Origin of the sequence: uncultured Maritalea sp. (genome assembly GCF_937139385.1) — a bacterium.
Lineage (GTDB): Bacteria > Pseudomonadota > Alphaproteobacteria > Rhizobiales > Devosiaceae > Maritalea > Maritalea porphyrae_A.
The window spans coordinates 1-13,351 of sequence record NZ_CAKZPW010000283.1 but is presented as its reverse complement, the minus strand read 5'-3'; the positions used below and the strand labels follow the sequence as shown (position 1 = coordinate 13,351).

The 13,351-nt window shown below is 52.9% G+C and carries 12 protein-coding genes; 4 read left to right on the top strand and 8 right to left on the bottom strand.

What is annotated here, in order from left to right; all coding sequences use genetic code 11:
• A partial coding sequence (locus Q0231_RS11655; RefSeq protein WP_299347789.1) for a LysR substrate-binding domain-containing protein occupies window positions 1-811 on the top strand: 811 nt, incomplete at its 5' end.
• Between the two features lie 23 nt (window positions 812-834).
• Here Q0231_RS11655 and Q0231_RS11650 read toward each other — a convergent pair.
• A complete protein-coding gene (locus tag Q0231_RS11650; RefSeq protein ID WP_269393272.1) occupies window positions 835-1,203 on the bottom strand; it encodes a hypothetical protein in 369 nt (122 codons plus the stop codon).
• Window positions 1,204-1,322: 119 nt separating this feature from the next.
• Window positions 1,323-1,874, bottom strand: a complete 552-nt coding sequence (locus tag Q0231_RS11645) for a LuxR C-terminal-related transcriptional regulator (protein ID WP_269393273.1) — start codon at window positions 1,872-1,874, stop codon at window positions 1,323-1,325.
• 127 nt (window positions 1,875-2,001) lie between these two features.
• Here Q0231_RS11645 and Q0231_RS11640 point away from each other — a divergent pair, with 127 nt between their 5' ends.
• The 3 genes from Q0231_RS11640 to Q0231_RS11630 are packed head-to-tail and all read left to right on the top strand — an operon-like array spanning window position 2,002 to window position 4,544.
• Complete coding sequence (locus Q0231_RS11640) at window positions 2,002-3,180, top strand: acetyl-CoA C-acetyltransferase (RefSeq protein WP_299347790.1); 1,179 nt, start codon at window positions 2,002-2,004, stop codon at window positions 3,178-3,180.
• Window positions 3,181-3,217: 37 nt separating this feature from the next.
• On the top strand, window positions 3,218-3,913 hold the full coding sequence (locus Q0231_RS11635) for a CoA transferase subunit A (protein WP_299347788.1): 696 nt from the start codon (window positions 3,218-3,220) through the stop codon (window positions 3,911-3,913).
• Between the two features lies 1 nt (window position 3,914).
• A complete protein-coding gene (locus Q0231_RS11630) occupies window positions 3,915-4,544 on the top strand; it encodes a 3-oxoacid CoA-transferase subunit B (protein WP_269393275.1) in 630 nt (209 codons plus the stop codon).
• 79 nt (window positions 4,545-4,623) lie between these two features.
• Here the strand turns inward: Q0231_RS11630 and Q0231_RS11625 are convergent, their stop codons facing one another.
• The 6 genes from Q0231_RS11625 to hutI form a co-directional block, all read right to left on the bottom strand.
• On the bottom strand, window positions 4,624-5,718 hold the full coding sequence (locus Q0231_RS11625) for a Xaa-Pro peptidase family protein (protein WP_299347787.1): 1,095 nt from the start codon (window positions 5,716-5,718) through the stop codon (window positions 4,624-4,626).
• 125 nt (window positions 5,719-5,843) lie between these two features.
• A complete protein-coding gene (locus Q0231_RS11620; RefSeq protein ID WP_299347786.1) occupies window positions 5,844-8,291 on the bottom strand; it encodes a hypothetical protein in 2,448 nt (815 codons plus the stop codon).
• 130 nt (window positions 8,292-8,421) lie between these two features.
• Window positions 8,422-10,092, bottom strand: a complete 1,671-nt coding sequence (hutU, locus tag Q0231_RS11615; RefSeq protein ID WP_269393278.1) for a urocanate hydratase — start codon at window positions 10,090-10,092, stop codon at window positions 8,422-8,424.
• A 12-nt stretch (window positions 10,093-10,104) separates the two neighbouring features.
• Window positions 10,105-10,905, bottom strand: coding sequence for an N-formylglutamate deformylase (hutG, locus tag Q0231_RS11610; RefSeq protein WP_299347785.1), 801 nt, complete (start codon window positions 10,903-10,905; stop codon window positions 10,105-10,107).
• Window positions 10,905-12,431 carry a histidine ammonia-lyase gene (gene hutH, locus Q0231_RS11605; protein ID WP_299347784.1) on the bottom strand — a complete coding sequence of 509 codons (1,527 nt, stop codon included), beginning with the start codon at window positions 12,429-12,431 and terminating at the stop codon, window positions 10,905-10,907. The genes hutG and hutH overlap by 1 nt, the downstream gene beginning before the upstream one ends.
• The coding region (gene hutI / locus Q0231_RS11600) for an imidazolonepropionase (RefSeq protein ID WP_299347783.1) at window positions 12,424-13,351 on the bottom strand (928 nt) is incomplete at its 5' end. The genes hutI and hutH, both read right to left, overlap by 8 nt.

The window sequence follows — 13,351 nt, the reverse complement described above, 5'->3', positions numbered from 1 at the left end:
CCAAAGCGCTATTTCGCGCCAAATCCGCGATTTGGAATTACAACTTGGGGTGACCTTGTTTGAACGTATTCGCAAGCGGGTCGTATTGACCGAAGCGGGCGCGCGGTTTTTGGTGGATGCAAAATATCTGATTGAGCAGACCGAAGGGCTGGTTTATCGCACCATGGCATCGGCCAAGGCGGACGCAACGCTTTCGGTGGCCACACTGCCCACCTTTGGCTCCCATTGGCTTGCGCCTAGATTACCCGAGTTCTTGGAGAACAATCCCAAACTGGCGGTAAATCTTGAAAGCCGCTGGACCCCATTTTCTTTGCAAGAGCAGTTTTTTGATGTGGCGGTGCATTTTGGGCGACCGATATGGGCGGGGGCATCGTGCCAACCTTTGTGCGCTGAATATATGCTGCCCGTGGCGTCAAAAACACTGATCGAGGCGCAGGGCATAAAGAAAGCTGAGCATTTGGCCAAAGCGCCATTGCTGCACTTACAATCCCGACCAACGGCTTGGCGAGATTGGTTTGAACAGCAAAAAATTGACAATGACGAGCCGTTTCGTGGCCACCGCTTCGACCAATTCTCAATGATAATTGAAGCCTGCTTGGCGGGTTTGGGGGTTGGCTTGCTGCCCCAATATCTAATTGAGCGCCAAATTGAATTGGGCCGCTTGGTGGTGATCGACCCAAGGCCGTTGCAAACGGACGATGCCTATTTTCTGGCCATTCCAGACGATAAGGCGGAAAAGCCGGGTGTGGTGGAATTCACCAATTGGATCCGCTCGCAGATCAGCCACCCCATTATTGAAACGGCTGAATAGTCAGCCGTTTCATCGGTAAAGGTCTAGTCGAATTTGATTTCGTTATCGCCAAGATAAACGTTGGTTGCTTGGCAAATGTCGATCGAAATGGGCTCGTCCATCACCTCAGAGCCGTCACTACCAAGCCAGCCAACTTGAAACAATTGGTCGCACGCGCCGGTTTCGGCGAAAAACTCTGCACTTGCAGATTGGCCAGGCGCCATTTGATCGGCCAGCCAATTGGCGCTCCAACCATTCCCGTCGTTGGTGTAAAAACCCACAACCACATTACCTGCGGTATCGTTATAAATGCTGAATGTGCCCCCTGTTCCAGACTGGGCGAAAGCCGCAGTACCGAACAAGCTTGCAGCAAAAACCCCAGCAACAGCCAGGCTCTGATTTACGATTTTCATAAGATGTTCTCCCTCAACACTAAAGAAAATACGTAATTTTGAAGTATTTGGCAAGCAAACCGTTTCGCTCTAACCTTCTGATCGATTGGTCAATATTTCTGGATTTACACGTTTTTCAATCATGCTTCGCTTTTTTCGTTAGCGGAGAACCACGCCACCAGCTCGGCACTGTTTTTCACCCCTATGGCTTTCATGGTGCGCGCCCTATGGGCTTCAACGGTGCGTTTTGAAAGACCGATCTCTTTTGCGATTTGGGCGTTGGTTTTACCTTGGGCCACCAGTGTGATGATTTGCTTTTGCCGGTCTGTCAGTTGCTCACTATTGGGCCTTAAAGGGCGGTGCAACGGCTCAAAACAATATAGGGCGCGGGCAAATGGATCCCCGGGGGACATGGAGCGGCCCCGCACCTGGCACCAGAATTCTGACTTATCGGCGCGACGCATGATGCGTTCATCATAATAGGTGACACCGCCCGCAAAATTGGACTTCCACATTTCGCCGGTCCGCACAAAATCCATGAATTTTGGATAGAGCAGATGAAAGCTCGTATTGTGTAACTCCTTAGGCGTAAAGCCAAATATGGTGGCGAATTCTATGTTGCATTCTTTGATGATGCGATGTTGGGCAAAAACCAATGGCACTGGCATTTCAGCCAATTCAAAGCGGTTCAATATTGCGCCGGACTGTGTATTTTCAAGAGCATTCATTGCGTACAAATACGACTAAACAAATGCAATGTGCAAGCCTTAACCTTTACCCCAGTTAGAATTCTGATTGCGGGGGAGAGGCAAAATGTGGATGCAGGACGTGGTTTTATTGAGCGCCAAGCGCACGCCAATTGGCACGTTGGCGGGCAGTTTGTCTGGCTTTACCGCGGCCCAATTGGGCACGATCGCGATCAAGGCGGCGGTTGCCGCCTCGGGTATTGACGGCGAGAAGATCGACGACGTGATAATGGGGCAGGTCTTAACCGGCGGCGCTGGGATGAACCCTGCCCGACAAGCGTCGCGCAATGCAGGCATACCAGATCAAGTTCCTGCTGCTACGATCAATCAAGTGTGCGGCTCTGGTCTTCGTGCCATTATGTTAGGGGCACAACAAATTCAAACCGGAATTGCGGATTTCGTTGTTGCTGGGGGTCAAGAAAGCATGACCAATGCACCCCATGTGGCCAACATCCGACAGGGCAAGAAATCGGGCAATCTCGACTTCGTCGACAGCATGATGTTTGACGCGCTTACGGACGCGTTCTTCAACTACCCTATGGGCCACACAGCAGAAAATGTGGCAAAAAAGTATAGTCTTAGCCGGCAAGAGCAGGACGAATTCGCCTGTTTATCACAACATAAGGCCGCAGCGGCGCAGGCCGCTGGTTTTTTTGCCAAAGAGATTGTGCCTATTGAACTTAAGACCCGCAAATCAACGACCATGTTTGAGGCTGACGAAGCGGTGCGCGGGGACAGCCAGATTGAAGTACTGAGCAAGCTAAGGCCAATTTTTGACGCTGAAGGGTCGGTGACCGCCGCCAACTCGTCAGGCATTAATGATGGGGCTGCAGCAGTGGTTTTGGCCAATGCAGATATAGCAGCGCGTGAAGGATTAAACCCAATTGCGCAGATCTGCGCGTTTGCCCATACCGGGCTTGATCCCGCCTATATGGGGCTTGGCCCCATTTCTGCTACGCGGTTGGTGGCACAGCGGGCGGGTTGGTCATTGGATCAAGTGGATTTGTTTGAGTTTAACGAAGCTTTTGCCGCCCAAAGTTTAGCGGTGGTGAAAGAGCTGGCCGTTGACCCCAAAAAGGTCAATATTCATGGTGGAGCGATTGCTTTGGGGCACCCCGTGGGCATGTCGGGAACGCGGGTTCTGGGCACATTGGCCCATGCGCTTGAACAGCGCGGTGGCGGACGCGGCATCGCCAGCCTTTGTATTGGTGGTGGAATGGGCATTGCGATGGCCATTCAAGTTGGCGAGTAAGGTTTAGTCCCGCAAAAGCGGGCTGAGGGAGAAAGACATGAATAAAGTATATGACACACCCGAAGAGGCTTTAGAGGGTGTTCTTAAAGATGATATGTTGATCGCGTCGGGGGGCTTTGGGCTTTGCGGCATTCCTGAATTGCTACTCAACGCCATCAGAACGGCGGGCAACAAGGGGCTAACATTTGCGTCAAACAACGCTGGTGTTGATGATTTTGGTATCGGCATTTTGCTGCACACCAAACAGGTCAAAAAAATGATCTCGTCCTATGTTGGTGAAAACGCTGAGTTTATGCGCCAGTATCTTTCTGGCGAGTTAGAGCTTGCGGTTCACCCGCAAGGCACATTGGCTGAGCGCATGCGGGCGGGTGGCGCTGTCATTCCTGGTGTTTACACAAAAACAGGCGTGGGCACCATTATTGCCGAGGGCAAAGACCACAAGGACTTCAACGGCGAAACCTACATTATGGAAGAGGGCATTTTTGCCGATCTTTCAATTGTGAAGGCATGGAAAGCTGACGAGACCGGCAATGCGATTTTTCGCAAAACCGCGCGCAACTTCAACCCGCCCGCAGCCATGTGCGGCAAAGTGTGTGTGATGGAAGTTGAAGAGATTGTGCCTGTTGGAACTTTGGACCCAGACCATATCCATCTGCCGGGTATTTATGTGCACCGCATCGTAAAAGGCACCCACGAAAAACGAATTGAACAACGCACAGTGAGGGAGGCATAAGATGGGCTGGACTAGAGATCAAATGGCTGCCCGCGCGGCACAAGAGTTGCAAGACGGTACATATGTGAACCTTGGCATTGGCATTCCAACCATGGTGGCCAATTATATTCCTGATGGGATCAATGTGACCCTTCAATCGGAAAATGGCATGCTGGGAATGGGGCCATTCCCCACCGAGGACAAAATTGATGCGGACCTGATCAACGCGGGCAAGCAGACAATTACCGAATTACCGCAAACCGCCTATTTTGACAGCGCTACGTCGTTCGCCATGATTAGGGGCGGCAAAATTGCCATGGCGATTTTGGGTGCAATGGAAGTTGCTGAGAATGGTGACCTTGCCAATTGGATGATTCCAGGCAAATTGGTGAAAGGCATGGGCGGTGCGATGGACCTTGTGGCCGGTGTTGGCCGCGTTGTGGTTGTTATGGATCACACCAACAAGCATGGGGATTCAAAGATCCTCAAAGAATGCACGCTGCCGCTCACAGGAAAAGCAGTAGTTGATCGGATCATCACTGATCTGGGTGTTTTTGATGTGCAACCAGACGGATTAGAAATTGTTGAAATGGCACCTGATGTTTCTCGGGAAGACATCCTGAACGCCACCCAGGCAAAGATCATCAATTAGAGGTGAAATGCGCCCCACCTTTTATCCCTCCCCATCAAGGGGAGGGAAATTCCTTTTACCAAAAGCATCTATGTGGTGGCTAAACGATCACCAAATCGCGTGGGCGATCTGATAGAACTTCAGGACCGTCAGCGCGCAAAATCACGATCTCTTCCAGCCGGACGCCGAACTTGCCCGGCAGATAAATCCCCGGCTCGATTGAAAAGACCATGCCTTCATCCAGCACCACATCGGATGATGCGGAAATATAGGGCGGTTCGTGAATTTCGATGCCCAGGCCGTGACCCGCACGATGGGTAAAGAACTCCCCATACCCTGCTTGTGTGATTACAGATCTTGCGGCGTCATCGACTTGTTTGGCGATCACGCCAGGTTTTGCAGCTTTCAGGGCCGCTTGCACCGCCGCTTCAACAATTGCGTGCACCTTTTTATATTCTTCGCTGGGTTCGCCGATTGATACCATGCGCGTGATATCGCTGGGGTAGCCTTGTTTAAAGCCCCCAATATCCACCACAATTGTATCGCCCTGTTTGAGCACCCGATCGCTGGTGTGGTGATGGGGGAACGCGCCATTTTCGCTGGCACCCACAATGTCAAATGCTGGTTTTGCGCCCTCAGCGATGAAATGATTTTTCACCGCTTCGGCCACATCGTTTTCGGTTACACCCGGCTTGATTGCATTGGCAGCGGCTTGCTGGGCATCATCGGCAATCAAAGCGTTCATTTTGAGCAGCAGATATTCGTCGTGCTCCTTGCGCATCCGCAACGGTCCAACAGAGAGCTCCGTGAAACAATGTTTTGCCCCGGGCAAAGCCGTTAGTAGATTAAGAGCAAAATCGGCGCGCATGGTCTCATCAAGAGATACCAAGTCCACTTGTTTGGGCGCAATTTTTTGCAGCGCTGCGGTCAATGCATCGGCATAACCGTCCGCATCGGCCCAGGTGAAAAACTCAATATCTGTGTGTTCACGCACCGCATCAGCATTTAGGGCGGGCATTATAAACCCATGGTGGATTGGGCCGATAAGCAGCAAGCACATACGCTCGTCTGGATAGGGATGATAGTTGAGCAGCCACTGAATGTGAGCACCCGGACCCAACGCGACCAAATCGACGCTTTCATTTGCCATTTGCGCTCTTAAGCGCGCTAATTTATCGGCAACTTTATCGACCATTATCATTCCCTCATGTCCGGCACCAAAGTGGGCCATCAAAATTATTATGATAAGATCAATATAGTTTTAGCTGATTTGTCAATATAAACTGGGCTGGCCGGCAGACCGGCCAACCCAAATCAAGCCTATTGCGCGACGCAATCAAGACCCGGTGCATTGCTACCGCGCAACACCAATTGTTGGTCATTGATAATTGCACTTGTTCCCCCGAAGATATTTTGGCTGCGCCCTGCAACGCTTGCGCGGTGCACAGCATAGCGTTCATCGATAATGGCGAAGCCATGATTAGGGGCAATGAGCACTTGGGCGCGGCTTCCGTCGTCGCACTGATAGCTTTTAACGAAGGCGCTTGGGTCAGCTCTGTCCATATTATCTTTGATGGAAAAAGTGACGTCTTTATTTGGCGAAGCATAGGTTGCAATACAGCGCCCACCGGGGCGACGCACTTCCCAAGATTGACCTTCACGCGCATCAACTGTTAGTCGCGCACCCGGCGGCACATCGCGCACGCGCACGCGCTGCCCATTTGGCTGGATTTGAAACAAGTCGTAGCTGTTTGATCCATTGTTGACGAAGGAGGATTTGACCTGACGTTGCCCAACCGGGGTGGGCAGATCCGTTTGCGTGCACAAGAAGTCAGGGCTGTTTTGATAGGCCTGCAAAACCGCTTGTGCTGCGGAACTGGTGCGGCCAATTTCGACCTTAATTTTGCCATCACTTTGGGCGGACAGATTATTGAAGATATCCGCGATCGAATTGAACACTTGCTCTTCCGCACTTGGCCGGTCTGGGGTGAGATTATCGATCGGCTCAGCAACCGGCGCCGCTTCATAGGGGCGACAAGCCGCAACAAATTCGCGCACAGGCTTGGCACTGCCTTTAAGCGAATAGGTGCTCATCCGGTCCCCATCCATGGCGAAATGAACCACATTGCCCGCCGCCAAACTGGCCCAAAATGGATCGTCTATATCCATGCCAGCAACGGGCACTGCGCCCCATTCGATGCCCTGAACAGTGCGGGTGCGCGCCGTCAGTTTGCCTTGATTGCCAATGGTATCCCAAAAGATCTCAACATTGCGATTATCAGCCATGTTGGGTGGGGCTGAGGCAAACATCACTTCCGCAAAGCCAGATTCTCTTTCGCAACGTGCGGCCAAGCCGATACGGTCTGTGTTCGCATCGCCGAACTGTAATTGCTGGCCACCATTTTGAATGGTGGTGCGTGACCACTTAAGGCTGACATCACCTGTTACGTCGCCAATGACCGATGGGCCATTGAAACGCTGGTTACAGGCGCGAATAAAATTGCGAACAGGGTCGGCACTGCCTTTAAGAGAAAGGCGAAGGCGATGATCATCGTTGGCAATAATTGTGAAGGCACTGCCCGAAATCAGCCCGTTCCACAGACCATGTTGGGTGGTGAGATTAAAGAATGGCGCCGTTAGATTTGGCCCATCCGGCGCGCGACCGCCAAATGCATTTTGTTTGCCTTGATATCGCCCCGCCCACATTTGCAAAACCGAGCGTGACGATAGGCCCGCGCGGGCGGGAAACCCTGTTAGGTACAAATCGGCGTTTCGGCTGCCGGGCTGACAAACAGCCACAAACCCTGCAGCGCGGTTGTTTGACGCAAAACGCAGTTGCGCATTGTCGTTCGCATCACGGGGCGCGGTGAAGCGCCATGTGAAGGGAGACGCCAAACTGGTGTCGGTGAGATATTGCGGTGTTGGGGTGAGGGTGACGTCAAAGTTTTGCGCACAAATGTCCAATTTATCTGAAGCCTTGGCCCCAGACGCAAATTCAACGCCAACTGTGGCTTCGCACTTAAACGCTGGGGCACCAACCGCAAGCCGCGTGCGCACGCCGCCAGCGATCCAGCGCAAAATCGGCACTTTGCGGCCATCAACGCTTACACTCGAAATCCGGTCGTCTGTCTGACTTGAGCGAACGGTAAAGACCTCAAAATATTCACGTTTTGGCCCAAGGTCGAGCACAACCTCATTATCGTTGGCGCACAGATCAACCTTCTCGTTGAACCTATTGCCATTGGACAATAGCGCTTCAAGCTGGGTTGTACATTTATAGCCAGAAGGGCCGCGCTTGAGGGTGAACTCTACGCGATTTGAATCCATGAAAGCGGTAAAACTTTGGGGCTGGCCATTTAGCGACATGGAGTAAATGCGCACTTTGGGGTCAGACGGCACAATGGAGATTTGTTTTTGTGATGCGCCACTGCCATCATCTTCAAAGCTAACATTGATCTGCCAAACGCTTTCACACAGGTCATATTGTTTGCGCAAAAAACGCCCGTTTTCGGCAATAATGGAGAGCGTATATTTGCAGCCAAAATTGTGGGTTTCACCGCGAATTTCAATGAAGGTATAACCATTTTGATTGGAAATTATGTTGGCCCGCTGGCCGTCCACAAAAACGGACTGAAGAACAGTATCCGCAGGCGTTGTCTTTATGGTGAGCACGCGCGTTGATAGCTGCGCGAATGCATTAGTGCTCAACAAGAAAAGAACGGAAATGGCCAAGGTGACATTGGCTAAAAACAGTTTGGCGCGGTGCATGACACACTCCCTTGATTGATCAGCGCCCCCCGCGCTTTTCAGGTGAGTATATTCAATCGTGCCAATATGTCTAAATTATGTGATGGGGGCAAACAAAGGCGCGAGAATTCTATCCCGCGCCCCATAGCGTTTACAAAATGCCGGGCAAGTTCAGCCCTTTTTCACGCGCGCAATCCAGCGCAATGTCATAGCCCGCATCTGCGTGGCGCATGACGCCGGTTGCAGGGTCATTCCACAGAACACGTTCAATCCGCTTAGCCGCTTCTTTTGTTCCATCAGCAACGATGACCATGCCTGAGTGCTGCGAATAGCCCATGCCAACGCCACCGCCATGATGCAGCGACACCCATGTGGCGCCAGAGGCGGTATTTAAAAGCGCATTGAGCAATGGCCAATCGGACACAGCGTCTGATCCGTCTTGCATAGCCTCAGTTTCCCGGTTTGGTGATGCCACTGAACCGCTGTCCAAATGGTCGCGACCGATGACCACTGGCGCTTCGAGTTCGCCATTGGCCACCATTTCATTAAACGCCAACCCCAAACGATGCCGATCACCCAAACCAACCCAGCAAATACGCGCAGGCAGGCCTTGGAACGCGATCCGTTCGCGGGCCATATCTAACCAATTGTGCAGGTGCTTGTTGTCGGGCAGAATCTCTTTGACCTTTTGGTCGGTCTTATAAATATCTTCTGGGTTACCGGAAAGCGCTGCCCAACGGAATGGGCCGACCCCACGACAGAACAGAGGACGAATATAGGCAGGGACAAAACCGGGGAAATCAAAAGCGTTTTCTAGCCCCTCGTCTTTGGCGACCTGGCGGATATTATTGCCATAATCCACCGTTGGAATGCCCGCTGCATGGAAGTCGAGCATGGCTTGCACTTGCACCTTCATCGAGGCGCGCGCGGCTTTTTCAACTTCCTTTGGCGCGTTTTCGCGCTTGTCGCGCCAATCGGCCATGGACCAACCGATGGGCAAATAGCCATTGATCGGGTCATGGGCTGAGGTCTGATCTGTCACAATATCCGGGCGCACGCCGCGCTTCACCAGTTCGGGGAATACGTCTGCCGCATTGCCGAGCAGGCCGACCGATTTGGCTTCGCCGGCTTTGGTCCAACGCTCGATAATTTCAAGCGCTTCATCAAGGCTATCGGTTTTCTCGTCGATATAGCGGGTGCGCAACCGGAAATCGATGCTTTCAGGATTGCATTCAACTGCCAAACAAGAAGCCCCGGCCATTACGGCGGCAAGCGGTTGCGCACCGCCCATACCGCCTAGACCACCGGTCAAAATCCATTTGCCTTTTAGGCTGCCGTTATAGTGCTGACGACCGGCCTCCGCAAAAGTTTCATAAGTGCCCTGCACGATGCCTTGTGAGCCGATATATATCCACGAGCCAGCGGTCATTTGGCCATACATGGCCAAGCCCTTCTTATCGAGTTCGTTGAAATGATCCCAATTGGCCCATTTGGGCACAAGGTTTGAATTGGCGATCAAAACACGCGGTGCTTCTGAATGGGTTTTGAAAACGCCAACCGGCTTTCCGGATTGCACGAGCAAGGTTTCGTCGGTTTTAAGCGTTTTAAGTGTATCAACAATTTTGTCGAAATCGCCCCAAGTGCGCGCTGCGCGGCCAATGCCACCATAGACTACCAATTCATGGGGGTTTTCCGCCACGTCCGGGTCAAGGTTGTTCATCAACATGCGCATGGGCGCTTCGGTTGTCCAATCGCCACAGATCAAATCTTGGCCAATGGGTGAGCGCACGGTGCGAGCGTTTTTGCGTGGATTATCTGTCATTGTTTTTCTCCCCTAGGTGCGCGCATTGGCGGCGCAAAAATCAGTCATCATTGTGAGAATAGTTTTGAGCACGGGACGCAGTTTGTTCGCCTTCGTCTCGTCATAGGTCCAAGGCGCTTGCTCATTGGTAAGGTACGCGCTTTGTGCGGTTTCCATTTGAAAAGCATGCACCCCATGGTTTGGATCAGCGTAATGGCGGGTGGTCCAGCCACCTTTAAAGCGGCCATTGAGCACTGTTTCAAAACCGGATCGAGCACAAATCTGTAAGGCTTGTTGCTCGATTTCTGGTGCGCAGGTTGTGCCTTCATTTGTGCCAAGGTTGAGATCTGGCAAGGTGCCGTCGAACAAAAAGGGCAATATTGAACGGATCGAATGACAGTCGTAGAGCACCACATCGGCGTGCAGCTGTTTAAGGCGTGCGATTTCATCGGCAAGGGCTTGATGATAGGGCGCATGAAAATGCATGCGCCGTTCTTCAACTTCGCCCTTTGTTGGGTCTTCGCCCGCAAAATAGATCGGTTCGCCTTCAAAATCCGTTGTTGGGCAAAGCGTTGTGGTGTTTTGCCCCGGGTAGAGCGAAACGCCTTTTGGGTCACGATTGGCGTCGATTACATAGCGCGAGAAGGTGGCGCGCACGATGGTCACATCATCAAGCAATCCATCGTAAAGCTGATCAATATGCCAATCGGTGTCGTTGAGTTTGCGACCCTGATCATTGAGCTTGTCCATCACGTTGGTGGGCACAAAAGTGCCGGTGTGGGGCATACCTAAAATGATCGGGCCTTTGCCCCGTTTGATCTCAACCGGATGCATTAACTTGCCAACTCCAAAGTTTGGAGCGCTTGAGCCAATAGGTCTTGCTCAAGCACATATTGGCCTGATTGCACCAACTCTGGCGACATATAGCGGTCTTCATCCAACGCTGGGATTTGCGCGCGCAGTTTGGCGATCAATTCTTCCAGTTTTGGCGCGGTTTTAAGCGGGCCGCGCAACTCAACCCCCTGTGCGGCGCTGAGCAATTCAATGCCCAAAATGTGGGAGAGGTTGGTGTTCATCTCGAGCAAGCGCCGCGCCGCATGGCAGGCCATAGATACATGGTCTTCTTGGTTGGCGCTGGTTGGAGTTGAATCAACCGAACAAGGGTTTGCCTTTTGTTTGTTTTCTGACATCAGCGCTGCCGAGGTGACCTCTGCAATCATAAAGCCAGAATTGAGCCCCGGATTGGGGGTCAAAAACGCTGGCAAGCCGAATGAGAGGGCTGGGTCGACCAGCAAGGCGATCCGGCGCTGGGCAATCGCGCCAATTTCAGCAATCGCCAGTGCGATCTGATCCGCCGCAAAGGCCACAGGTTCGGCATGGAAATTACCGCCTGAAATAATATCGTCATTATCAACAATTAGCGGGTTATCGGTGACCGCATTTGCTTCGATATGCAAGGTTTTTGCGGTTTGGCGCAACAGGTCGATACAGGCGCCCATCACTTGAGGCTGGCAGCGCAAACAATAGGGGTCTTGCACCCGCTCATCATTTTCGCGATGGCTTTCGCGAATTTCGGACCCTTCAAGCAAATCGCGCAACATGGCCGCTGCATCTATTTGGCCTTGATGACCGCGAAGGGTTTGGATTTCTTCGCGAAACGGGGCGTAAGACCCCATGGCCGCGTCCGTGGATAGCGCCCCGGTTACCAGCGCCGTTTTGGCCAAACGCCATGCGTCGAACAGGCCCGCGAGCGCTAATGCGGTTGAGGTTTGGGTGCCATTGATCATGGCAAGGCCCTCTTTGGGCCCCAAGATTATGGGCGACAGGCCCGCAGCCATGAGCGCTTTTTTACCGCTTAGGCGTTGGCCTTTATAAAAGGCTTCGCCTTCGCCAATCATCACCGCTGTGAGATGGGCCAAAGGCGCAAGGTCGCCCGATGCGCCGACCGAGCCTTGGCCGGGGATCATGGGCACCACGCCTTTTGCCAGCATGTCTTGCAGCAATTCAACTGTTGTCCATTTGGTGCCAGATGCACCGCGGCCAAGCGATAGCAATTTAAGCGTCATGATTAGGCGCACAATGTTTTCGCTTAATGGCTCACCGACGCCAGAGGCGTGGGAGAGGATGAGATTGCGCTGTAAAGTTGATGTGTCTTTTTGGGCGATGCGGGTTTTGGCCAATTTGCCAAAGCCTGTGTTCACCCCATATACCGCATCACCGCCCGCCGCAGCGCGTTCGATCACTTGGGCGGCCCGTTCAATTTTGGGGCGTGCTGCATCGATCAATCGTGCGGGGGTGCCGTTTCGATAAATGTCTTCTAGTTGGTCAAGAGTTGCTGCAGCCGGGGTGAGATTAATCACGAATGATGCCTCCAAAAATGGAAAGTTTGAGCGGGTTGAACCCGATTCTATAGGTGAGTTCGGCAGGGCTTTTGACATCCCAAACCGCTAAGTCTGCGCGTTTTCCAACCGCTATTGATCCTGTTTGATCTGCCAACCCCAATGCTTTTGCCGCATTGATGGTGACCCCACGCAATGCTTCGTCCGGCGTCATGCGGAACAAGGTTGCAGCCATATTCATGGTGAGCAGCAGCGAGGTGAGCGGCGAGGAACCGGGGTTGCTGTCCGTGGCGATGGCGATGGGCACCTGATGGGTGCGCAAATGCGCAATGGGCGGCATTTGAGTTTCGCGCAGCGTATAAAAAGCGCCGGGCAGCAAGACCGCAACCGTGCCTGCTTTTGCCATGGCTTTGACGCCTGTTTCGTCCAAATATTCAAGATGGTCCGCCGACAATGCGCCATAGCTGGCGGCGAGCTTTGCACCGCCCAGATTGGACAGCTGCTCGGCGTGAAGTTTGACCGGCAGTCCCAGTTCAACCGCCACGTCGAATACGCGGGCGATCTGAACAGCGTCAAAGGCAATCCCTTCACAAAACCCGTCTACGACATCAACCAACCCTTCGGCATGGGCGGCGCGCAATGTCGGGATGCAGACCTCATCAATATAGGCATCAGCCCGTCCCGCATATTCCGCAGGCACGGCATGGGCGCCCAGAAAACTGGTGCGCACTTCAATGGCGCGGTGCTGTGCAATCTGGCGCGCGACGCGCAGCATCTTCATCTCGGCCTCGCGGTCCAAACCATAACCCGATTTCACCTCGATCAGCGCCACGCCCTCAGCGATCAGCGCATCTACCCGCGTCAAGGCACCCGCCAGCAATTCAGCCTCGGTGGCTGCCCGCGTGGCTGTCACGGTCGAGACAATCCCCCCACCGGCTTTC